17 protein-coding genes and 1 pseudogene are annotated in these 20637 nt (G+C 72.5%); 5 read left to right on the forward strand and 13 right to left on the reverse strand.

Going from position 1 to position 20637, the window contains the following annotated elements:
* Positions 1-2: 2 nt before the first annotated feature.
* Positions 3-1283, reverse strand: a complete 1281-nt coding sequence (locus ACIP4Y_RS10480; protein ID WP_401390454.1) for an extracellular solute-binding protein — start codon at positions 1281-1283, stop codon at positions 3-5.
* Positions 1284-1585: 302 nt separating this feature from the next.
* On the opposite strand from ACIP4Y_RS10480, the gene ACIP4Y_RS10485 reads away from it, so the two are divergent.
* Entirely contained in the window at positions 1586-2404 is an 819-nt protein-coding gene (locus ACIP4Y_RS10485; protein ID WP_401390457.1) for a GntR family transcriptional regulator, read from the forward strand.
* A 179-nt stretch (positions 2405-2583) separates the two neighbouring features.
* Here ACIP4Y_RS10485 and ACIP4Y_RS10490 read toward each other — a convergent pair.
* The 3 genes and pseudogenes from ACIP4Y_RS10490 to ACIP4Y_RS10500 all read right to left on the reverse strand — a co-directional run.
* Positions 2584-3006, reverse strand: a pseudogene (locus tag ACIP4Y_RS10490) (DUF6299 family protein); the annotation flags it as partial.
* Positions 3007-3153: 147 nt separating this feature from the next.
* Positions 3154-3552: a RidA family protein gene (locus ACIP4Y_RS10495; protein WP_358641533.1), complete on the reverse strand. Its 399-nt coding sequence runs from the start codon at positions 3550-3552 to the stop codon at positions 3154-3156.
* A complete protein-coding gene (locus ACIP4Y_RS10500) occupies positions 3549-4679 on the reverse strand; it encodes an acyl-CoA dehydrogenase family protein (RefSeq protein WP_401390461.1) in 1131 nt (376 codons plus the stop codon). Before ACIP4Y_RS10500 ends, ACIP4Y_RS10495 begins: the two co-directional genes overlap by 4 nt.
* A gap of 186 nt (positions 4680-4865) precedes the next feature.
* Here ACIP4Y_RS10500 and ACIP4Y_RS10505 point away from each other — a divergent pair, with 186 nt between their 5' ends.
* Entirely contained in the window at positions 4866-6458 is a 1593-nt protein-coding gene (locus tag ACIP4Y_RS10505) for an AMP-binding protein (protein ID WP_401390464.1), read from the forward strand.
* Between the two features lie 15 nt (positions 6459-6473).
* Entirely contained in the window at positions 6474-7286 is an 813-nt protein-coding gene (locus ACIP4Y_RS10510; protein ID WP_401390467.1) for a PaaX family transcriptional regulator C-terminal domain-containing protein, read from the forward strand.
* Between the two features lie 26 nt (positions 7287-7312).
* On the opposite strand, the gene ACIP4Y_RS10515 is transcribed toward ACIP4Y_RS10510, so the two are convergent.
* The gene (locus tag ACIP4Y_RS10515) at positions 7313-9580 is read right to left on the reverse strand and encodes a bifunctional salicylyl-CoA 5-hydroxylase/oxidoreductase (RefSeq protein WP_401390470.1); all 2268 of its coding nucleotides are present in this window, start codon (positions 9578-9580) and stop codon (positions 7313-7315) included.
* A gap of 6 nt (positions 9581-9586) precedes the next feature.
* Positions 9587-10414 (reverse strand): enoyl-CoA hydratase family protein, encoded by an 828-nt coding sequence (locus tag ACIP4Y_RS10520; protein ID WP_401390473.1) that lies wholly within the window; start codon positions 10412-10414, stop codon positions 9587-9589.
* A 299-nt stretch (positions 10415-10713) separates the two neighbouring features.
* Between ACIP4Y_RS10520 and ACIP4Y_RS10525 the strand changes: the two genes are divergently transcribed.
* Entirely contained in the window at positions 10714-11166 is a 453-nt protein-coding gene (locus ACIP4Y_RS10525; protein WP_358641521.1) for an ATP-binding protein, read from the forward strand.
* Here ACIP4Y_RS10525 and ACIP4Y_RS10530 read toward each other — a convergent pair.
* The 4 genes from ACIP4Y_RS10530 to ACIP4Y_RS10545 form a co-directional block, all read right to left on the reverse strand.
* On the reverse strand, positions 11126-12574 hold the full coding sequence (locus ACIP4Y_RS10530) for an amino acid permease (RefSeq protein ID WP_401390476.1): 1449 nt from the start codon (positions 12572-12574) through the stop codon (positions 11126-11128). The two genes, ACIP4Y_RS10525 and ACIP4Y_RS10530, sit on opposite strands and share 41 nt — an antisense overlap.
* A 110-nt stretch (positions 12575-12684) precedes the next feature.
* Complete coding sequence (gene argF, locus ACIP4Y_RS10535) at positions 12685-13707, reverse strand: ornithine carbamoyltransferase (RefSeq protein ID WP_358641517.1); 1023 nt, start codon at positions 13705-13707, stop codon at positions 12685-12687.
* A gap of 73 nt (positions 13708-13780) precedes the next feature.
* The gene (locus tag ACIP4Y_RS10540; protein WP_401390480.1) at positions 13781-15004 is read right to left on the reverse strand and encodes an arginine deiminase; all 1224 of its coding nucleotides are present in this window, start codon (positions 15002-15004) and stop codon (positions 13781-13783) included.
* A 165-nt stretch (positions 15005-15169) separates the two neighbouring features.
* Entirely contained in the window at positions 15170-16531 is a 1362-nt protein-coding gene (locus tag ACIP4Y_RS10545; protein ID WP_401390483.1) for a macro domain-containing protein, read from the reverse strand.
* 101 nt (positions 16532-16632) lie between these two features.
* Between ACIP4Y_RS10545 and ACIP4Y_RS10550 the strand changes: the two genes are divergently transcribed.
* Positions 16633-17547 (forward strand): macro domain-containing protein, encoded by a 915-nt coding sequence (locus ACIP4Y_RS10550; RefSeq protein WP_401390486.1) that lies wholly within the window; start codon positions 16633-16635, stop codon positions 17545-17547.
* 88 nt (positions 17548-17635) lie between these two features.
* On the opposite strand, the gene ACIP4Y_RS10555 is transcribed toward ACIP4Y_RS10550, so the two are convergent.
* From ACIP4Y_RS10555 to ACIP4Y_RS10565, 3 genes are read right to left on the reverse strand one after another with little or no spacing between them, the layout of a single operon-like run.
* Positions 17636-18376: a TIR domain-containing protein gene (locus ACIP4Y_RS10555; RefSeq protein ID WP_358641509.1), complete on the reverse strand. Its 741-nt coding sequence runs from the start codon at positions 18374-18376 to the stop codon at positions 17636-17638.
* A complete protein-coding gene (locus ACIP4Y_RS10560; RefSeq protein ID WP_401390490.1) occupies positions 18373-19959 on the reverse strand; it encodes a hypothetical protein in 1587 nt (528 codons plus the stop codon). The genes ACIP4Y_RS10555 and ACIP4Y_RS10560 overlap by 4 nt, the downstream gene beginning before the upstream one ends.
* A 21-nt stretch (positions 19960-19980) precedes the next feature.
* Positions 19981-20598, reverse strand: a complete 618-nt coding sequence (locus tag ACIP4Y_RS10565; RefSeq protein ID WP_401390493.1) for a hypothetical protein — start codon at positions 20596-20598, stop codon at positions 19981-19983.
* Between the last annotated feature and the right edge of the window lie 39 nt (positions 20599-20637).

The raw sequence follows: 20637 nt of genomic DNA on the forward strand, positions 1-20637 counted from the left end.
CATCAGTTCTGCTGGGCCAGGCGCTTGTTGATCTCGCCCTCGACCTGCTTGGCGGCGTCCGCCGGGGACTTGCCGTTCAGCACGGCCGTCATGTACGACTTGATCGGGTTCGGGTTGTTCTCCACCGCGCCCCACTCGGGGATCAGCGGGGTGGTGCCACCGACGGCGGCACCCGGAGCGGCGGCCTCGGCGACGGCGTTGCCCTTGAGGTGGGACTCCAGGGCCTGCTTGTTCGGGATGACGCCGTTGAGCTTGGCCAGTTCGCCCTCGTACTGGTCGGACAGGGCGATCTTCAGGAACTCCTTGGCCAGGGCCTGCTTCTTGCTGCCCTCGGCGACGGCGAGGTTGGAGCCGCCGAGGAAGACGCCCTCGGGCTTGTCCGCGGTCTCACCGGGGATGGTGAAGTAGCCGAGGTCCTTCTCGATGGCCTTGTTGGCCTGGACGGCCGTACCGGCCTCCCAGCCCATGCCGATGAAGGCGCCGGTCCTGCCCTTGGCGAAGACCTCGGCCTGCTGCGGGGTGGCCTCGTCCTTGTCCTTGGGGGCCTTGGAGTAGGAGGCGTACTTCTTGTAGATCTCCATGGCCTTGGCGACCTTGGGGTCACCGAGGTTGGAGACGTACGTGTCGCCTTCCTTCTTCACCAGGTCGGCGCCCTGGCCGATGGTCAGGCCGTCGAAGAAGTACCAGTTCTGGCCGGGCAGGTAGATCGGCTCGGCGTCGGTCTTCTTGCCGATCGCCTCCAGGTCCTTGAAGAACTCGTCCCGGGTCTTCGGGGTGTCCTTGATGCCGGCCTTGGCCCAGATCTTCTTGTTGTAGATGACGACGCGGTTGGCGAAGTACCAGGGAGCGGCGTACTGCTTGCCGTCGTAGACCGAGGACTGCGAGACCGACGGGGTCCAGTCGGCGCCGATCTCCTTCTTCAGGTCGTTCAGGTCGGCGAGACCGCCGGTGGCCGCGTAGGCCGGGGTCTGGGTGTTGCCGACCTCCAGCACGTCCGGCGGGGTGGACTCGGACAGGGCGGTGGTGATCTTCTGCTGGATCCCGTCCCACTTCTGCGTCTCGAACTTCAGCTGGGCGCCGGTCTTCTTCTCGAACGCGGCCGTGACGTCCTTGACCCACTGGTCCGGCGTGGAGCCGTCCATCGCCCAGACCGTCAGGGTCTGACCCTTGAAGCTGTCCGGCCCCGCGTTCTTGCCGCTGTCGTCGCCGTCGTCCCCGCCGCACGCCGACACGGAGACCATCATGCCCGCGATCACGATCGCGGCCGCAAGCTTGCGCTTCACGCCACCCTCCTCAGGGATGCCACTAACCCCCCACGCCCTCGGCGGTGACCTGCGTACGACGCTGTTGCACGTAGGGCTCGGGACCTGGCCACTAATGGTGTAGACCAGTACGGTGGAGCTTGGCCTAGACCTTTTGGAGTGTCAAGGGTGGTTCGGAAAGCCGGTCCCGGCCGTTACGAGAAAGTCACCGGAGCGCGTCCGTCCGCATTCCGCCCCTTTCGCCCGGAGCGTTCATTTGGACTAGACCATAAGGCAGTTGGTCGCTATAACGGGAGACCGTCGACACAGCCGGGAAGGCAGGCATGACCACCGACGTCAGCAGCGCCCAGCCGTACAGGGGGGCCTCCGGCCGCACCGCGCGCGTGCCGAAGTACTACCGGATCAAGCAACAGCTGCTCACCATGGCCGAGGCCCTGCAGCCCGGCTCGGCCATGCCCGCGGAACGTCTGCTCGCCGTACGGTTCGACACCTCGCGGACCACCGTCCGGCAGGCAGTCCAGGAACTCGTCGGCGAGGGCCGGCTCGACCGGATCCAGGGCAAGGGCACCTTCGTCGCCCAGCCCAAGCTGTACCGCACGCTCCAGCTCACCTCGCACACCGAGGACATGCGCGCCCAGGGCCTCACCCCGGCCTCGCAGATGCTGGACATCGGGGAGATGCCCGCGGACGAGAAGCTGGCGGCCCTGCTCGGCATCGGGATCGGGGAGAAGGTGCTGCGCATCGAGCGGCTGCGGCTGGCCGGCGGCGACCCGATGGCGATCGAGACGACCCATCTGTCCGTACGGCGCTTCCCCGGCCTGCGCCGGTCCCTGGCCACGTACCCCTCGCTCTACACGGCGCTCGCCGAGGTGTACGGCGTCCATCTCGCCGAGGCCGACGAGACGATCGAGACCTCGCTGTCGACCCCGCGCGAGGCGCAGTTGCTCGCCACCGACGTGGGCCTGCCGATGCTGCTGCTGTCCCGGCACTCGCGGGACGCGCAGGGCTCACCGGTGGAGTGGGTGCGCTCGGTGTACCGGGGCTCCCGCTACAAGTTCGTGGCCGCCCTGCGCCGGCCGGACGCCCCGGTGGTCCGGCGGAGGACGGCTCCGCCGGACCGGGACGGGACCGGCCGCGTCTGAAGCAGGGGCGCGGGCGGAGTCGCGGATCAGCGAGCGGGCACGGCCGGCGCCTTCGGCGACGACTTGCCCGGCGCCTTCGGTGACGACTTGCCCGGCGCCTTCGCCGAGGACTTGCCCGGCGTCTTGGGCGACTTCTTGCCCGGCTTCTTCGGCGACGGCGAGGGCGTGTCGTTCCGAGCGAGCTCGATGTCCTGGTGCGACATCGCGTGGAAGGACGGCAGCACGGCGATGCCGGAGGGGCGCAGCTCCGTGAGGGTGGCCTCCACCTGCGCCGCCCCGGCCTTCAGCACCTCCGGCGCAGCCTTGCCGGAGTGCTCCCATCGGTGTTCTGCGCCGTCGCACTGGGCGACGCTGCCGCCGATGCCGTGCTGGAGGCCGGGGTCGCCCTGGATGACCGCGGAGCTGACGAGCACCGGTCCGGTGCCGCCGGTGCAGCGGTAGGTGCCGGACAGCGTCACCGTGCCGTCGGACGCGAGCCGGCCGACCGGGTCGACGGTGACCAGCTCGGCGGGGTCGGCGGGGTCGGCGGCGGCCGGGCCGACGGCGGCGCACAGCAGCGCGGCGGCGCCGAGGGCCGTGGCGAGGGCGGGGCGCAGGGGCATGGGGTACCTCCCGGTTCCAGGGATCGAGGGTCTCCACTGGTACCGGGCAACCGGGCCGCCGGACGTGACCGTCACCCCATCGGTGGCGCGTCATGAAACCGAACGGTCCAGGTCACGCGCGGTGCGACCGGAGGGTGCCGGGGGGGGCTACGGCAGTACGGCGAACCCGTCCAGCTCCACCAGCGCCCGCTCGTCCCACAGCCGTACGACCTGCACGACGGCCATCGCGGGATAGTCACGGCCCGCCGACTCCCGCCAGATCCGGCCGAGTCGAGCGGCATGGGCGCGGTACGCGGCGACGTCGGTGGCGTAGACGGTGACCCGGGCGAGGTCGGCGGGGGTGCCGCCGGCCGCACGCAGGGCGGTGAGGAGGTTGCCGAGGGCCTTCTCGAACTGCTCGGGCAGCGTCTCGCCGGTGATCTTTCCGTCACCGTCGAGGGCGGTCTGGCCCGCGAGGAACACCACGCGGGAACCGGCCGCGACGACGGCGTGCGAGAAGCCCGTGGGCGGGGCCAGCCCGGGCGGGTTGACGCGCTCGGTCGTCACCGGTCCTCCTTGAGTGCGGCGGTGTACAACTCCTTGGCGATGATGCCCCGTTGGACCTCGCTGGCGCCCTCGTAGATGCGGGGCGCGCGCACCTCGCGGTAGAGGTGTTCGAGGAGGTGGCCGCGGCGCAGGGCGCGGGCGCCGTGCAGCTGGACGGCGGTGTCGACGACGTACTGCGCGGTCTCGGTGGCGAGCAGCTTGGCCATCGCGGCGCGCCGGGGGACGTCGGCGGCTCCCGCGTCGTACGCCGCCGCGGCCGCGTACACCATCAGCCGGGCCGCCTCGGTGCGCAGGGCCATCTCGGCGACCTGGTGGGACACGGCCTGAAGGTCCATCAGCTTGCCGTGGAAGGCCTCGCGCCGGCGGGTGTGGCCGACGGTGGCGTCCAGCGCGGCCTGCGCCATGCCGACCGCGAACGCGCCGACGCTGGGACGGAAGAGGTTGAGGGTGCCCATGGCGACGGCGAAACCGCGGTCGGGTGCGCCGAGCACGTCGGCGGCGGTGACGGGCACGGCGTCGAAGTCGAGGGCGCCGATGGGGTGCGGCGAGATCATCTCCAGGGCGCTGCCGGTGAGTCCGGGCCGGCCGGCCGGGACCAGGAAGGCGGTCACCCCCCGGGCCCCGGCGCCCGGGGTGGTGCGGGCGAAGACGGTGTAGAAGTCGGCCTCGGGGGCGTTGGAGATCCAGCACTTGGCGCCGGTGAGCCGCCAGCCGTCGCCGTCGGGCTCGGCCGCGAGGGCCAGCGCCGCCGCGTCGGATCCGGCGCCGGGCTCGCTCAGCGCGAAGGCGGCGACCGCGCTGCCGTCGGCGACCCGGGGCAGCCAGCGCGCGCGCTGGTCCGGGGTGCCGTGGGCGTGCACCGGGTGGGCGCCCAGGCCCTGCAGGGCGAGCGCGGTCTCCGCCTCGGTGCAGGCCTGGGCGAGGGACTCCCGCATCAGGCACAGGTCGAGCGCTCCGGCGACGAACAGCCGTGCGAGCAGGCCCAGTCGGCCGAGTTCGGCGAGGAGCGGACGGTTGACGCGGCCGGGTGCGCCCCGGTCGGCGAGCGGGCGCAGCCGCCGGGCGGCCAGCTCGCGCAGCTCGGCACACCAGGCGGTCTGCTCGGGGCCGAGTGAGAATGCGGACACGGCCGGTCCTCCCTCCGGGGTCACGTTCCGAGGCGGTTCCTCGCCCCCTTCCGCACCCCACCTCCTGACGTTATCGCGTGCAGTTGACTGCCGTCACCAACACGATACGCTCAAGGCGCGAGCCCACCAGGTAGCCCGTTCGGACATCTGTCCCGGACATCTGTCACGGCAAGGGGGCGGACCGCCATGCATCTCTCGGCCCACGTGGACACGTTCGCGCGCGACCATCTGCCCCCGCCGCACGAGTGGCCCGAGCTGCGGTTCGACCTGCCGGAACTGCGTTACCCCGATCGGCTGAACTGCGCCGCGGAACTCCTGGACCACGCCGACCCGGCCCGCCCGGTGTTCCGCACCCCGGGCGGCGCCGTCTGGACCTACGGGGAGCTGCGCGCGCGGGTCGACCGGATCGCGCACGTGCTCACCGGCTCCCTGGGTGTGGTCCCGGGCAACCGGGTGCTGCTGCGCGGCCCCACCACGCCCTGGCTCGCCGCCTGCTGGCTGGCGGTGCTGAAGGCCGGCGCGGTCGCGGTCACCGTGCTGGCCCAGCAGCGCCCGCACGAGCTGGCCACCCTGTGCCGGATCGCCCGGGTGGGGCACGCTCTGTGCGACATCCGTGTGGTGGACGACCTGGCGAAGGCCTCGGTACCCGGGCTGCGCATCACGACCTACGGCGCTGACACACCCGACGACCTGCTGCGCCGCCCGGCGCCCGGCGGCCCCTACCCGGCGGTGGACACCGCGGCCGACGACGTCGCCCTGATCGCTTTCACCTCCGGCACGACGGGTCGCCCGAAAGGGTGCATGCATTTCCACCGCGATGTGCTGGCAACAGCCGACACCTTCTCACGGCATGTGTTGCGCCCCCATGAGGACGATGTCTTCGCCGGCAGTCCCCCGCTGGGCTTCACCTTCGGTCTCGGCGGGCTGGTGATCTTCCCCCTGCGTGTCGGGGCGAGCGCCCTGCTGCTGGAACAGGCGGGCCCCCGCCAGCTGCTCCCCGCGATCGCCGAGCACCGCGTCTCGGTCCTCTTCACCGCGCCGACCGCCTACCGCGCCATGCTGGAGGAGCTGGACGGGCACGACGTGACGTCCCTCAGACGCTGCGTCTCGGCCGGCGAGAACCTGCCCGCGGCCACCTGGCGGGCCTGGCACGACCGCACGGGCCTGCGCATCATCAACGGCATCGGCGCCACCGAGCTGCTGCACATCTTCATCTCGGCCGCCGACGAGCGGATCCGGCCCGGCAGCACGGGCGTGCCGGTGCCGGGCTGGCAGGCGCGGGTCCAGGACGCCGACGGCAAGCCGGTGCCCGACGGCGAGCCCGGGCTGCTGGCCGTACGCGGCCCGGTCGGCTGCCGCTACCTCGCCGACCCGCGGCAGCGGGAGTACGTCCGGGACGGCTGGAACATCACCGGCGACACCTACATACGCGAGGCCGACGGCTACTTCCGCTACGTGGCCCGCGCCGACGACATGATCATCTCGGCCGGGTACAACATCGCCGGACCGGAGGTGGAGGAGGCGCTGCTGCGCCATCCGGACGTGGCCGAGACGGCGGTCGTCGGCCGTCCCGACGAGGCCCGCGGCCAGGTGGTGGTGGCCTACACGGTGCTGCGCGCGGGCGCCCGGCGCGACCCGGAGGCGCTGCGCGCGTTCCTCACCGCCGAGCTGGCGCCGTACAAATGCCCGCGCGCGTTCGTCTTCCTCGACGCGCTGCCCCGCACGGCCACCGGCAAGCTCCAGCGGTTCCGGCTGCGCACCGGAGGTGACCAGCAGTGATGCCGACGACCTAAAATGATCAACGTGTCCGAGCAGCACGCCCCCAGGTCCCTCATCGTCACGCTCTACGGCGCGTACGGCCGCTTCATGCCCGGCCCGGTGCCCGTCGCCGAGCTGATCCGGCTCCTGGCCGCCGTCGGCGTGGACGCGCCGTCCGTGCGTTCCTCGGTGTCCCGGCTCAAACGGCGCGGGCTGCTGCTGCCTGCCCGCACGGAGTCCGGCGCCGCCGGGTACGAACTCTCCGCCGAGGCACGCCAGTTGCTGGACGACGGCGACCGGCGCATCTACGCGGGCGCGCCCGTCGCGGACGAGGGCTGGGTGCTCGCGGTGTTCTCGGTCCCGGAGTCGGAGCGGCAGAAGCGGCATGTGCTGCGCTCCCGGCTGGCCGGCCTGGGCTTCGGCACGGCGGCCCCGGGGGTGTGGATCGCCCCGGCCCGCCTGTACGAGGAGACCGAGCACACCCTGCGCCGGCTGCGCCTGGATCCGTACGTGGACTTCTTCCGCGGCGAGCACCTGGGGTTCGCGGCCACGGCCGAGGCGGTGGCCCGCTGGTGGGACCTGGCGGCGATCGCCAAGGAGCACGAGCGTTTCCTGGAGGCGCACGCGCCGGTCCTGCACGCCTGGGAGGAGCGCGCCGACACCCCGCCCGAGGAGGCGTACCACGACTACCTCCTCGCCCTCGACTCCTGGCGCCACCTCCCCTACAGCGACCCGGGCCTGCCCACCCACCTCCTCCCGGCCGACTGGCCCGGGGTCCGCTCGGCGGAGGTCTTCCGCGGTCTGCACGAACGGCTGCGGGACGCGGGGGCGGAGTTCGCGGGGGCCTGAGGCGGGCCCGGCGCGGGCGCGGTGTCTCAGCCGCCGAGCGACAAGCGTGGTTTCGGGGCGTCCGTGCGGCCGGTCTGCGGGCGCCTGCTGCCGGCCCGGTAGGGGGCGGGCCAGACGGCGCCGGGGCCGTCGTAGCCCTGCTCGGCCGCCGCGTGCAGGGTCCAGTGCGGGTCGTACAGGTGCGGCCGGGCCAGCGCGCACAGGTCCGTACGGCCCGCCAGGATCAGCGAGTTGACGTCGTCCCAGGAGGAGATCGCGCCGACCGCGATCACCGGGATGCGGACCTCGTGCCGGATCCGGTCGGCGAACGGCGTCTGGTACGACCGCCCGAACTCCGGCCGCTCCTCGGCCACCACCTGCCCGGTGGACACGTCGATGGCGTCGGCGCCGTGCGCGGCGAAGGCGCGGGCGATCTCGACGGCGTCCTCGGCACTCGTCCCGCCCTCCGCCCAGTCGGTGGCCGAGATCCGGACGGTCATCGGCCGTTCGGCCGGCCACACCCCGCGTACGGCGTCGAAGACCTCCAGCGGGAACCGCAGCCGCTTCTCCGGCGAGCCGCCGTAGGCGTCGGTGCGCCGGTTGGTGAGCGGGGAGAGGAAGCCGGAGAGCAGATAGCCGTGGGCGCAGTGCAGTTCCAGCAGGTCGAAGCCGGCCCGCGCGGCCCGCCAGGCCGCGGCGGCGAACTGCTCGCGCAGGTCGGTGAGCTGGGCGCGGGACAGCTCGCGCGGGGTCTGGCCGCCCGGCTTGTAGGGCAGCGGGGAGGCGGCGACCAGGGGCCAGTTGCCGGTGGCCAGCGGCTCGTCCATGCCCTCCCACATCAGCTTCGTGGAGCCCTTGCGGCCGGAGTGCCCGAGCTGGACGCCGATCGCGGTACCCGGGGACTGGCGGTGCACGAAGTCCGTGACCCGGCGCCAGGCCTCGGCCTGCCGGCCGGTGTAGAGGCCGGCGCAGCCGGGGGTGATCCGGCCCTCCGCGCTGACGCACACCATCTCGGTCATCACCAGGCCGGCCCCGCCGAGGGCGCGGGCGCCCAGGTGGACGAGGTGGAAGTCGCCGGGGACGCCGTCGGTGGCGGAGTACATGTCCATCGGCGACACGACGACCCGGTTGCGCAGGGTCAGGCCGCGCAGCCGGAACGGCGTGAACATCGGCGGGGTGCCGGGCGGGCAGCCGAACTCGCGCTCCACGGACTCGGTGAAGCGGGAGTCGCGCAGCCGCAGGTTGCCGTGGGTGACCCGGCGGCTGCGGGTGAGCAGGTTGAAGGCGAACTGGCGGGGCGGCTGGCCGAGGTACAGCGGCAGGTTCTCGAACCACTCCAGGCTGGCCCGGGCGGCCCGCTGGGTGGAGGCGACGACGGGTTTGCGCTCCTCCTCGTAGGCCGCGAGGGCCTGCTCCAGGGTGTCCTGTTCCGCGAGGCAGGCGGCCAGCGCGAGGGCGTCCTCCACGGCGAGCTTGGTGCCGGAGCCGATGGAGAAGTGGGCGGTGTGCGCGGCGTCGCCCAGCAGGACGACGTTGCCGTGCGACCAGCGGTCGTTGACCACCGTGCGGAAGGTGGTCCAGGCGGACGTGCCGGAGCGCAGCGGGCGTCCGCGGAGCGCCTCGGCGAAGATCTTGGCGCAGCGCGCCACCGACTCCTGCTCGTCGAGTTCGTCGAAGCCGGCCGCCCGCCAGACCTCCTCGCGCATCTCGACGATGACCGTGGAGGAGTCCGCCGCATAAGGGTAGCCGTGCAGTTGCATCACGCCGTGCTCGGTCTCGGCGATCTCGAAGCGGAAGGCGTCGAAGGCGAAGTCGGCGGCGAGCCAGATGTAGCGGCAGCGGTGTGCGGACACCTGGGGGCGGAACACCGGGGAGTAGGTGTCGCGGGTGGTGCTGTGGACACCGTCGGCGGCGATGACGAGGTCGTGGTCCGCCGCGAGCCGGTCGACGGGCGGCGCCTCGGTGGAGAACCGCAGCTCCACGCCCAGGGAGCGGCAGCGTTCGTGCAGGATCGCCAGGAGCCGGTGCCGGCCGAGCGCGGCGAAGCCGTGGCCGCCGGAGCGGTGGCGTGTGCCCCGGTGCACTGTGTCGATGTCGTCCCAGCGGACGAAGTCCTGCCGCAGCGCCTCGTAGACGACCGGGTCGGCGTGTTCTATGCCGCCGAGGGTCTCGTCGGAGAGGACCACGCCGAAGCCGAAGGTCTCATCGGGGGCGTTCCGTTCCCAGACGGTGACGTCGCGGGTCGGGTCGAGGCGTTTCAGCAGGGCTGCGGCGTAGAGCCCGCCGGGGCCCCCGCCGATGATCGCCACGCGCACCGGACCTCACCTCCCCCGCCACTTCGGCGGGCGCTTCTCGGTGAAGGCCGCGTGGAACTCCGCGTAGTCCTCGCCGTTCATCAGCAGGGCCTGGGTGGAGGCGTCGAGTTCGACCGAGGCGGCCAGCGGCATGTCCAGCTCGGCCGTCAGCAACGCCTTCGTCTGGGCGTACGCCAGGGCCGGACCGTCGGCCAGGCGGCGGGCCAGCGCGGCGGCCGCCTCGTCGGCCCGGCCCTCCTCCGTCAGCTCGCTGATCAGGCCGATGCGCTCGGCCTCGGGGGCCCGGACCGGGTCGCCGAGCATGAGGAGCTGGGTGGCGTGGCCGAGGCCGACGACCCGGGGCAGCAGATAGGCCGCGCCCATGTCGCCGCCGGACAGGCCGACCCGGGTGAAGAGGAAGGCGAACCGGGCCGAGGGGTCCGCGATGCGGAAGTCGGCCGCCAGGGCGAGGACGGCTCCGGCGCCCGCGGCCACGCCGTGCACCGCGGCGATCACCGGGAACGGGCACTCGCGGATCGCCCGGACGACCTGGCCGGTCATCCGGTTGAAGTCGAGCAGCCGGGCGGTGTCCATGGCCAGCGTGGCGCCGATGATCTCGTCCACGTCACCGCCGGAGCAGAAGCCGCGGCCCTCGCCGGCCAGGACCAGGGCGCGCACCGAGCGCTCCCGGGACAGTTCGGCGAGCAGGTCGCGCAGGTCGGCGTAGGCGCCGAAGGTGAGGGCGTTGAGCTTCTCTGGCCGGGCGAGGGTGACGGTGGCCACCCCGTCGGCGATCCGGACCCGCAGGTGCGTCCAGTCGGCGGTGCGGGCGGCGGAGCCGGTGAAGGGACTCATGACGTGCGGCCTCCTAGCGCGGCGGTGCCGTACGTTGCTCTGTCCCATGAAGTTATCACCTGTTTGTGACTGTCGTCACGCGGGCGCGACACACCAGGCTCCGACCGGCTGTTTTCGGTCACGTCCGTCACCGGTTGTCGACAGCGGCGTAACAGTGGGCCAGGACGGGCGAGGCCGGCCGGCCGCCTGGGTAAGCCGCCCGGTACCGGGGCCGGGAGGTTCCCGGGCGAAGCCCCCCGACCGTCCGCGGTGGCCGGGCCCGTACCATTCCTACAGTCGAAAGCAGGACAGCCTGCTCCATGAACGGACTCGCCTTGCACGAACGCGCTGCCGAATCGGCCTCCTGGCGCATCGCGCTGCCGCACACCGCCGCGGCGGTGCCGGTGGCTCGCGCCCTGGTGCGCTCGGCTCTCACCGAGGTGGAGCACGTGGCCGACTGCGACACGGCGGAGCTGCTCACGGCCGAACTGGTGGCCAACGCGGTGGAGCACACCACCGGGCGCGGCCCGATCGAGCTGGTGGTGGAGCTGCAGCCGACCGGCTGCCAGGTCGAGGTGCACGACCCGGACCCGGCGCCGCCGGGCCAGCTGACCCGGCCGGTGCTCGAGGAGCCCGACGTCTGGCAGGAGGGCGGGCGCGGACTGCTGTTGATCCGCGCCCTCAGCTCGTCCTGCGGGCACCGCCCCACCCCGTCGGGCAAGGCGGTGTGGTTCAGACTGCCTGTGGTTCCCGCTCAGCGCCGGCCGGTGTGACCTCGCCGGCCGACGGCCGGGCCAGCGTGGAGTGCCGGCGGCCGTAGACGCCGTAGACCAGCAGGCCCACCGCGAGGAACACGGCGAACTGCAGCCAGGTCTGCCAGCCGGTCTCGTACATCAGGTACAGGCAGAAACCGACGCCGAGCAGCGGGGCCACCGGGTACAGCGGCACCCGGAAGCTGCGGGCGAGGCCCGGTTCGCGGCGGCGCAGGGCGATCACCGTGATGTTGACGACGGCCATGATGGCCAGCGTGCCGATGGTGCACAGGTTCATCACGGCGTCGAGGGAGGCGAAGGCCGCGGGGACGGCGAAGACGACCGCGACGATCAGCGTGCCGGCGACCGGCGTGGAGGTCCGCGGGGAAACCTTCTCGAAGACGCGCGGGATCAGGCCGTCCCGGGCCATCGACATCAGGATGCGGGTCTGGCCGTACATCACGGCGAGGACCACGGAGGCGATGGCGACGACCGCGCCGAAGGCGATGACCCCGCCGCCGACGGCGGAGCCGGTGACCTCGTTGACGACGTAGGAGAGGGCGGCGGGGCGGCCGGCGACCTGGTCGCCGCCGATGGCGCCGATCGCGGCGAGCGCGACCGCGCAGTACAGCAGGGTGACCAGGCCCATGCAGACGAGGATCGCGACGGGGATGTCCCGGCGGGGGTTCTTCGCCTCCTCGCCGGCGGTGGTGATCGCGTCGAAGCCGATGTAGGAGAAGAACGCGGCGGTGGTGCCGGCGCCGATGCCGCCGAGGCCGGCCGGGGAGAACGGGGTGAGGTTGCCGTCCTTGAAGGCGCTGTAGCCGATGGCGCAGAAGGCGAGCAGGATGGCGAGCTTCACGGCGGCCATGGCGGCCGTGGCCCGGGCGCTCTCGCGCACCCCGCGCACCAGCAGCACGGAGGCCAGGGCGATGACGATCACGGCGGGGAGGTTGACGATGCCGCCGTCGCCGGGGCCCGCGGAGAGCGCGGCCGGGAGCTGGAGGCCGGTGAGGCTGTGCAGCAGCTCGTTGACGTACTGGCTCCAGCCGACCGCGACGGCCGAGATGGAGATGCCGTACTCCAGCAGCAGGCACCAGCCGATGAGGAAGGCGGTGGACTCGCCGAGGCCGGCGTAGGCGAAGGAGTACGAGGAGCCGGAGACCGGGATCGCGCCGCCCAGCTCCGCGAAGGAGAGAGCGGTGAAGACGCAGGTGATCGCGGCGAGGACGAAGGAGACGACGACGGCAGGGCCGGCCTGGGCGACGGAGTCGGAGAGGCCGACGAAGATGCCGGTGCCGACGATGGCGCCGACCCCGAAGCAGATGAGCTGGAAGAGGCCCATGGTGCGCTTCAGGCCGTGTCCCTCGCGGTCGGCTCCGGATTCGGCGACGAGCAGGTGCGGGGACTTGATGCGGGGAGCGGGCATGCGGGTGGTGCTCGTTTCTGGTGGTGCGGGCGCCCGTAGTAGGGGCGCGGCGACGGCCGCGGAAGGGGTGGCTCCGGGCCGCCGGTCAGGATAAGGCCTGGTGAGGCGGGTCAGGCAAGGCTTTCCCGGGCGAGTGTGGCCACCAGCACCGCCTTGATGGTGTGCAGCCGGTTCTCGGCCTCGTCGAAGACGACCGAGTGGGCGGACTCGAAGACCTCGTCCGTCACCTCCAGCGACGCCAGGCCGTGGGCCTCGTGGATCTGCTGTCCCACGGCGGTGCCGAGGTCGTGGAAGGCCGGCAGGCAGTGCAGGAACTTCACGTCCGGGTTGCCGGTGGCACGGAGCACGTCCATGGTCACGGCGTACGGGGCGAGGGCCGCGATCCGCTCGGTCCAGACCTCCTTGGGTTCGCCCATGGAGACCCAGACGTCGGTGGCGACGAAGTCGGCGCCCAGCACGCCCTCGGCGACGTCCTCGGTGAGGGTGATGCGGGCGCCGCTGTCGGTGGCGAGCGCGCGGGCGCGGTCGACGATCTCCTGGGCGGGCCAGTAGGTCTTCGGGGCGACGATCCGGACGTCCATGCCGAGCAGGGCGCCGGTGACCAGGTAGGAGTTGCCCATGTTGAAGCGGGCGTCGCCGAGGTAGGCGAAGGCGATCTTCCGCAGCGGCTTGGCGCTGTGCTCGGTCATGGTGAGCACGTCGGCGAGCATCTGGGTGGGGTGCCAGTCGTCGGTGAGACCGTTGTAGACGGGCACGCCGGCGTGTGCGGCCAGCTCCTCGACCTTGGCCTGGCTGTCGCCCCGGTACTCGATCGCGTCGTACATCCGGCCCAGCACGCGGGCGGTGTCCTTCACCGACTCCTTGTGCCCGATCTGCGAACCGACCGGGTCGAGGTAGGTGGTGTGGGCGCCCTGGTCGGCCGCGGCGACCTCGAACGCGCAGCGGGTGCGCGTCGAGGTCTTCTCGAAGATCAGCGCGATGTTGCGGCCCCGCAGATACCGGGTCTCGGCCCCGGCCTTCTTGGCGGCCTTCAGCTCGGCGGCCAGCTCGACCAGGCCGCGGAACTCCTCCTCGGTGAAGTCCAGCTCCTTGAGGAAGTGGCGGCCGGCGAGGGCGGTCGGGACTGTCGCCATGTCGGGGCGCTCCAGAGGTGAGGACTACGGGGACTGTGGAAGTCTATACGACCTTTGACATTTCTATGCGATCTTATACGGGATCCCGCTCCACGGGGCAGCTCATGCACCGCGGGCCGCCCCGGCCCCGGCCCAGCTCGCTGCCCGGGATCTCGATCACCTCGATGCCCTGCTTGCGCAGATGCGTGTTGGTGGTGGAGTTCCGCTCGTAGGCGACGACGACCCCGGGCTCGACGGCGAGCACGTTGCAGCCGTCGTCCCACTGCTCGCGTTCGGCCGCGTGCACGTCCTGCGTGGCGGTCAGCACCCGGATCTCGCCGAGGCCGAGCGCGGCGGCGATCGCCCGGTGCATGTGCTCCGGGGGGTGGTCGGTGACCTTCAGCTCGCGCTCGCCGTCGCCCGCTTCGATGGTGTACGAGCGGAGCATGCCGAGGCCGGCGTACTGGGTGAAGGTGTCGCCGTCGACCATGGTCATCACCGTGTCCAGGTGCATGAAGGCGCGCCGCTTGGGCATGTCGAGCGCGACGATCGTGCGCGCCGAGCCGGCCGCGAACAGCTTGTGCGCCAGCATCTCCACGGCCTGCGGGGTGGTGCGCTCGCTCATGCCGATCAGGACGGCGCCGTTGCCGATCACCAGGACGTCACCGCCCTCGATGGTGGAGGGGTAGTCCGCCTGCCCCCGGGACCACACGTGGAACGTTTCGTCACGGAACAGCGGGTGGTGGCGGTAGATCGCCTCGAAGTGGACGGTCTCCCGCTGCCGGGCGGGCCATCTCATGGCGTTGATGGAGACGCCGTCGTAGATCCACGCGGAGGTGTCCCGGGTGAACAGGTGGTTGGGCAGCGGGCGGAGCAGGAAGTCGTCCAGCTCCATGACGTGGAAGCGGACCGAGGTGGGCTCCGCGTGGGCGGCCAGGAACTCCCGCTTGGTCATCCCGCCGACCAGGGCCTCGGCCAGCTCGCCCGGGGGCATCCGGTCGAAGGCGGCGCGCAGGTGGTCGGTGGCGAGGGGGCCGTACTCCTTCTCGTCGAAGACCCGGTCCAGGACGAGCGTGCGGGCCGCGGGCAGCGCCAGGGTCTCGGCGAGCAGGTCCCCGAAGAGGTGGACCTCGACCCCGCGGTCGCGCAGGACGTCGGCGAACCCGTCGTGCTCGGCGCGCGCCCGGCGCACCCAGAGCACGTCGTCGAAGAGCAGGGCGTCCTTGTTGCTGGGGGTGAGCCTTTTGAGCTCCAGATCCGGCCGGTGCAGGATGACGCGGCGCAGCCGCCCGGCCTCGGAGTCGACATGGAATCCCATGCCTCCATCCTGACCACCGGGGCCGCGCTTCACCCTCTGCTCGCCGGTTTCCGCACCCGCCGATTTCCGCCCCGGTGACGGCGGGCGCAGCCCGGAAGCGCTCCGGAAGCGGGCGGTGACTGTCGGCGGAAGCGGGTGCGGAGCTTTGCTGGGGGTGTGAACAGGTCAGCCCGGGCCGGTCGGCGGCAGCGCCGGGCCCCGCTCGTCGGCGCCGCGCAGGAACGCCTCCACCGCCGAGAGGTCGGTCCGCTCCAGCTCCTCGTCCCGGACGACGATCCGCAGCTCGGGGCAGACGGCCGGGTCCTGGCGCAGGCTCTCGGTGAAGGTCTCGACAATCAGCGTCAGCAGCTGGGTGTGGTCGAGTTCGACGAGGCGGGCCAGGCCGGCGCCGATCAGCGGTACCGCCACCGGTTTGAACAAGCCGTGCAGGGCGACCGACGGCCACAGGCGTTCCAGGCTCAGCCGCAGGTCGGCCGGGGCGGACCGGGCGCGCAGGTCGTTGCCCAGTCGGGAGTAGGCGAGGGCGAAGACCCGGCGCTTGCCGACCGGGACCGGCACGGCCGTGCCGATCGGGTAGCGGGTGCGCCGGCCGCGCGGCTTGGCCCGGACGCTCTCGGTGGCCAGCGGGGTGACCTCCTTGAGCCCGCGGCGCAGGTGGTCGTCCAGCAGCCGGTGCCGGCCCTCGAAGAGACGGTCGACCAGCTGGCCCTGCACGCTCTCCCGGCTGATGACGATGTCGTCGGTGGAGGTGTCGAAGGTGTCGGTGAACCCCACGACCAGGTTGGCGTCCTCCTGGTCGAACAGGTCGCCGCGCACCACGACGACGTCCACCCGCAGCCCGCGCAGGGTGTGCCGCAGCAGTTCGTCGCCGTGCCGCTCGCGCAGCCGGGCGTTCAGCCGGGTGAGGACGGCGGCGGCCTCGGGGTCCTCCGGCCGTTCCCGCGCGGCCTGTTCGGCCACCGGGAGGGCGAGGTCGTAGCGGCCCAGCGCGGTGTGGCCGGCGATCAGCTCCCGCTGCGCAATCTCCCTGAGCCGGGTCAGCCGCCGGGCCGGTACGCGCGCGAACTCCTCGTCCTGCACCTCGGTCAGCGGCCGGCCGCGCCACAGCCGCAGGGCGTCCGTGAGCAGCCGGACGGCCGAGGCCGGTGCCGCGCGCAGCGCGTCGCCCACCAGGCGCGTGAACTCGGCGCTGTCCAGCTCGTCGTCGGACAGGTCGAGCCGGTAGGTGCTCTCGGCGCCGCGCGCGGTCGGCAGCCGGTCGGTGCGCACGATCCGGGCGCCGTGTCCCGGGCCGGCCCGGTCGAACGCGCGCCGCAGCTCCAGGATCCGTTTCTGCACCTCGTTGCGGTTGCGCAGGTCCTGGTGCGGCAGTTCCACGGTCGGCTGCCAGACGTCCAGGTACAGCCGGCGCGCGGTGACGGCCTCGCCGTCGGCGGCGACCAGCCGGGCCAGCAGCCGGGCGGTCAGCGGGGTGAGGCGTACGGCGGTACCGTTCACGTCCAGCCGGACGGGGCCCAGAACGCTCACCCGTATGCACGGTGCACGGGTCTGCACGCGCCTCGCCCCCTCCGCCGCGTGACGTCCCGTCAACAGTGTGGTCAGCGTAGCAAGACGCCCTGGAGGCAAGCATGCGATTGACCGGTCCGCGCCCGTCGCCCCGGCCCGCGCGGCTCCGTCCCCTGCGGTCGTGGCGGGGGCGGCGGGTGTTCGCGGGCAGCGTGCTGGCGGCCTTCGGCGGGGTGTCGGCCGTCGTGCAGTTCGCCGGCCAGCTGTTCCCGGGCGTCGTGTCCCGCCCCGGGCTGGTGCTGGCCGGCTCCGTGACCCTGTGCCTGGCCTGGGGGCTGGCCCGGGCCCGCCCGCAGGCCGCCGTACGGCAGGAGTTCAGCCGCCCCGGGATGACGGTGGTGGTGGAGGAGGGCGATCTCTTCGACCAGCCCGGCCAGCTGGTGGTGGGGTTCACCGACACCTTCGACACCGTCGTCGACGACGGTGTCGTCATCAACGACGCGAGTGTGCAGGGCCAGTTGCTCGCCCGCCGTTACGCGGGGGACGCCCGCCGGCTGGACGCGGAGCTGGCCGCCGCGCTGGCGGGGGTGACTCCGGTGGCGTGGGAGAGCGTGCGGGACAAGCCGCGGGGCAAACGGGCCCGGTATCCGGTCGGCACGGTCGCCGTCCTGGGCACCCGCCCCGACCTGGTCTTCGCCGTCGCCTACAGCCGGATGGGCAACGACTGCGTCGCCTCCTCCAAGGTGCAGGACCTGTGGCTCGGCCTGGACCGGCTGTGGGACGCCGTCCACCGGCACGGCCAGCTGGAACGCCTCACCATGCCGCTGACCGGCGCGGGCCTGGCCCGGCTGCACGACATGGACGAGGACAGCCTGCTGCGGCTGATCCTGCTGTCCTTCGTCGTGCACTCGTGGGAGCGGAGGATCTGCCGCGAGCTGCATGTGGTGATCCGCCCCGGTGAGCTGGGGCGGATCGACCTGCCGGAGACCGGCGCGTTCCTGGCCGGCCTGGCGGCGGGCGCCCGGCGCCACGTCTGACCCCGGGCGGCCCCGCCCCGGTGGCGGGGCGTGAAGCGGTACGGGCCCGTCCCCCGACCGTGGACGACCACCGGGCCCGTACCGCGGCTCAGCGGGCCGGCGGTGTCGCCCGCCCGGTGCGGCCGTACGCCGACAGGTGGCGGTACGGCCAGGTCTGGAGCCAGTCGGAGCGGGTGTCGTCGACCGCGCAGCCCGCCAGCTTCAGCCGCTCGGCGATCTTGCGTAGGGCGGCCTCCGTGCCGTCGAACCGGATGACGTTCCGGCCGGCGATGTCGGCGATGGTGCGCAGTTCCCCGACCTCCACCATCAGGGTGCGCTCCGGGTAGGCCATCAGCACCATGCCCAGCTCGATGAGCACGTTGGGCCGGGGCTGCCCGGTGGGCTCGGTCTCGTACGGCGGCTCGTTCCGGCCGCGCAGGTCCGGGTGGAGCTGGACGATGTCGTCCGGGGTGAGCAGCACGAGGGCCGCCTGGGCCAGCGCGGGGGCCCCGGCGACGACCTCGCCGAGGAAGGGTGCCGTCTTACCGGTGGCCTCGACCAGGTCCTCCCACTCCAGCGGTCGCAGATCGAGCAGGCGCAGCAGGTCGAACATCCGCAGCCGCACCTCCTCGTCGCGCCCGTGGACGACGAAGACGTTGCGGCGGCGGTCCGGGGCCGGGGCGGAGTCGCCCTTCTCCGGGCGGACGGGGCGGGCGGGGGCGGGGACGTGGAAGTTCTGCGTACCCGAGTTGGTGGTGTTGTCGTTCCCGGTGACGAAGCTGTTGTTGCGCCCGAAGTCGTTCCTGCTTCCGTAGTCGCTGCTGTTGCCGCCCGTGGAGGTGTGCGTCATGCGGCTCCCGCCCCCTGACCGCCGGCCGGGCCGCCGAAGTTCTGCGTGCCCGAGTTGGTGGTGTTGTTGTCCCCGCTGACAAAGCTGTTGTTGTGCCCGTAGTTGTTGAGGATGTTCGTCTGGCGGGCCTCGTGCTCCGTCAGGTCCACGTTGTGTTCGTACAGGAAGTCACGGACGACGTGGAGGAACTGGCGCTCCACGATCTGCGTGTACTTGATGGTGTCGGTCTCCTGGAAGAAGACGTGGAAGTGGGGGCTGGTCGCCATCTCCCGGACGCTGGTGACCGCCCCCCGGTTGAGCACGGCGTCCGCGTAGCGGCCGAGGCCGAACTCGCTGCTGTCGGCCGGCTGCGGCACCCGGATCCGCTCCTTGGTCCACGGCAGCCGCGGCAGCAGCCGGGCACCCGCCGCCTTGGCCGCGGCCGACCGCACCGCGGAGTGGGGCGTGCCGCGCACGGTGTGCCAGGCCAGCTTGAGCAGCAGCCGCTCGTCCAGGGCGGCGGGGAGCCGGTCCACCAGCTGGAAGCTCGCCCGGACCGGCGCCAGCACGTACGAGTAGAACTCGGTGTGCAGGGTGTTCCCCTTGAGGTCGAAGCCGATGAACGCGGTGGTGACCAGCTCCTGGTCCCAGGAGCCCACCCGGATGCACAGATAGGTGCGTCCCGTGTCGTGGGCGTCCTCCCACCGGCCGTCGAGCCGGTCGAGCTGCTCGGGGGTCGGCTCGGCCACGCCCCGGAGGGTCGTGACGGCCGTGGTGAAGGTGCTCCGCTCGACGGCGAGGCCCTCGATCCGCTGTGACGGGCGGGCCTGGGCGCGCAGCCGGGCGGTCATGCGGTCGGCGACGTAGGCGGTCAATTCCTCGACGGTGAAGGGGACGACCTCCTTGCGCTTGGGCTCCTGTCCGGTGGCGCCGGGTGCCGGGTGCGGGCCCGTGCCGGGCCGGCCGTCGAACACCCCGAGCGGCGCGCCGATCAGCAGTTCCGCGTTGGACCAGCGGCGCACCTGCGCGCCCGCGCCGACGAACGGCTTGTAACCGCCGTAGCGGATCACGGTGCCGTCCGAGGTCTGCTCCCGCTTGATCTTGGACACCAGCTCGGGCGTCAGCTCGGGGTGTTCCGGGTACGAACCGTCGAACCCCCGGCCCCGGCGTCCCTCCCCGGTGGGCGCGGCCAGCCGGCGCGTCAGCGTCTGCAGGGTGACGACCCGCCGCAGGAACGCGGTGATCCACATGAGCCAGAGCACCGCCAGCAGCGCGGTGAACCCGTTCAGCGCGCCGACGGCCATGAGGAAGAACGTGACCGCGGCGCCCGCGGCGAGCACGGCCAGCCGGATGCGTTGCAGACGGCGTGCCGCCAGTGCGTGCGCGAGCACGGGCACCGCGTCGTAGCCGTACGACGGGGCCACCACCCGGTACCGGTGGGTCAGCAGCTCGCGGATGACACCGGCGCGGTAGACCGGGTCGAGGTAGGTGCCCGCGCACAGCAGCCGGGTGGCGTTGCTCGTCGCGTCCGGGGCCGGGCGGGCCGCGCCCGGGCCGCCCGGTTCCGGCGCCGGAGCGGGCACGGTGAGGAAGTCACTCGCCATTGTCTTCTCGCTCCGCTCTGCTCAGCCGGTGGGGGTCATGGAGGCGTCGGTGATGACACCGTCGGCCACGGTGTACCGGCCGCTGTACGACTTCCTCGTGCCGTCGGTCTGCCGGGCGACGAGCTGCACCCAGACCGTGTCGCCCTGGACGGACGCGATGGTGACGTCGTCCCGCTCGGTGGTCCCGAAGCCCGACACGAAGGAGGTGTAGGACGCGTCGAGGTTCTTGCCGCCCAGGTCCCAGGCGGTCGCGAAGTCGCGCTGGTTGACGGCGTCGAAGAAACGGGTCACCGTGCCGGCGGGGCCGTCGGCCGCCTCGGTGCTCCCGGTGCCGGCCGGGGTGGAAGCGGTGTCCGTGGGGTCGGCGCTGTCGGTGGGCGCCCAGGTCGGCGTCTCGTACGCCGTGGAGATGTCCGGTGCCGGCGTGTCCGGGAGCGACGGGCCGGCACCGCCGGAATAGCCGCTGGAGTAGCCGTCCGAGTAGCCGCCGGAGTAGCCGCCGTCGTCCTCGGAGCCCAGGTGGGGCGCGATGCCCATGAGCAGGATCAACAGAAAGGGGACACCGCCGATGAGCAGTGCGAACGTCCGCTCCCTACCGCCGGCGGGTAAGAGGCTCGGCGGCTCGTAGGTGTGGTTCATGGGTCCTCGCAACTCCCGGCAGGTGTCCGGGATCTCGCT

Source organism: Streptomyces sp. NPDC088810, assembly GCF_044750305.1.
Taxonomy (GTDB): Bacteria; Actinomycetota; Actinomycetes; order Streptomycetales; family Streptomycetaceae; genus Streptomyces.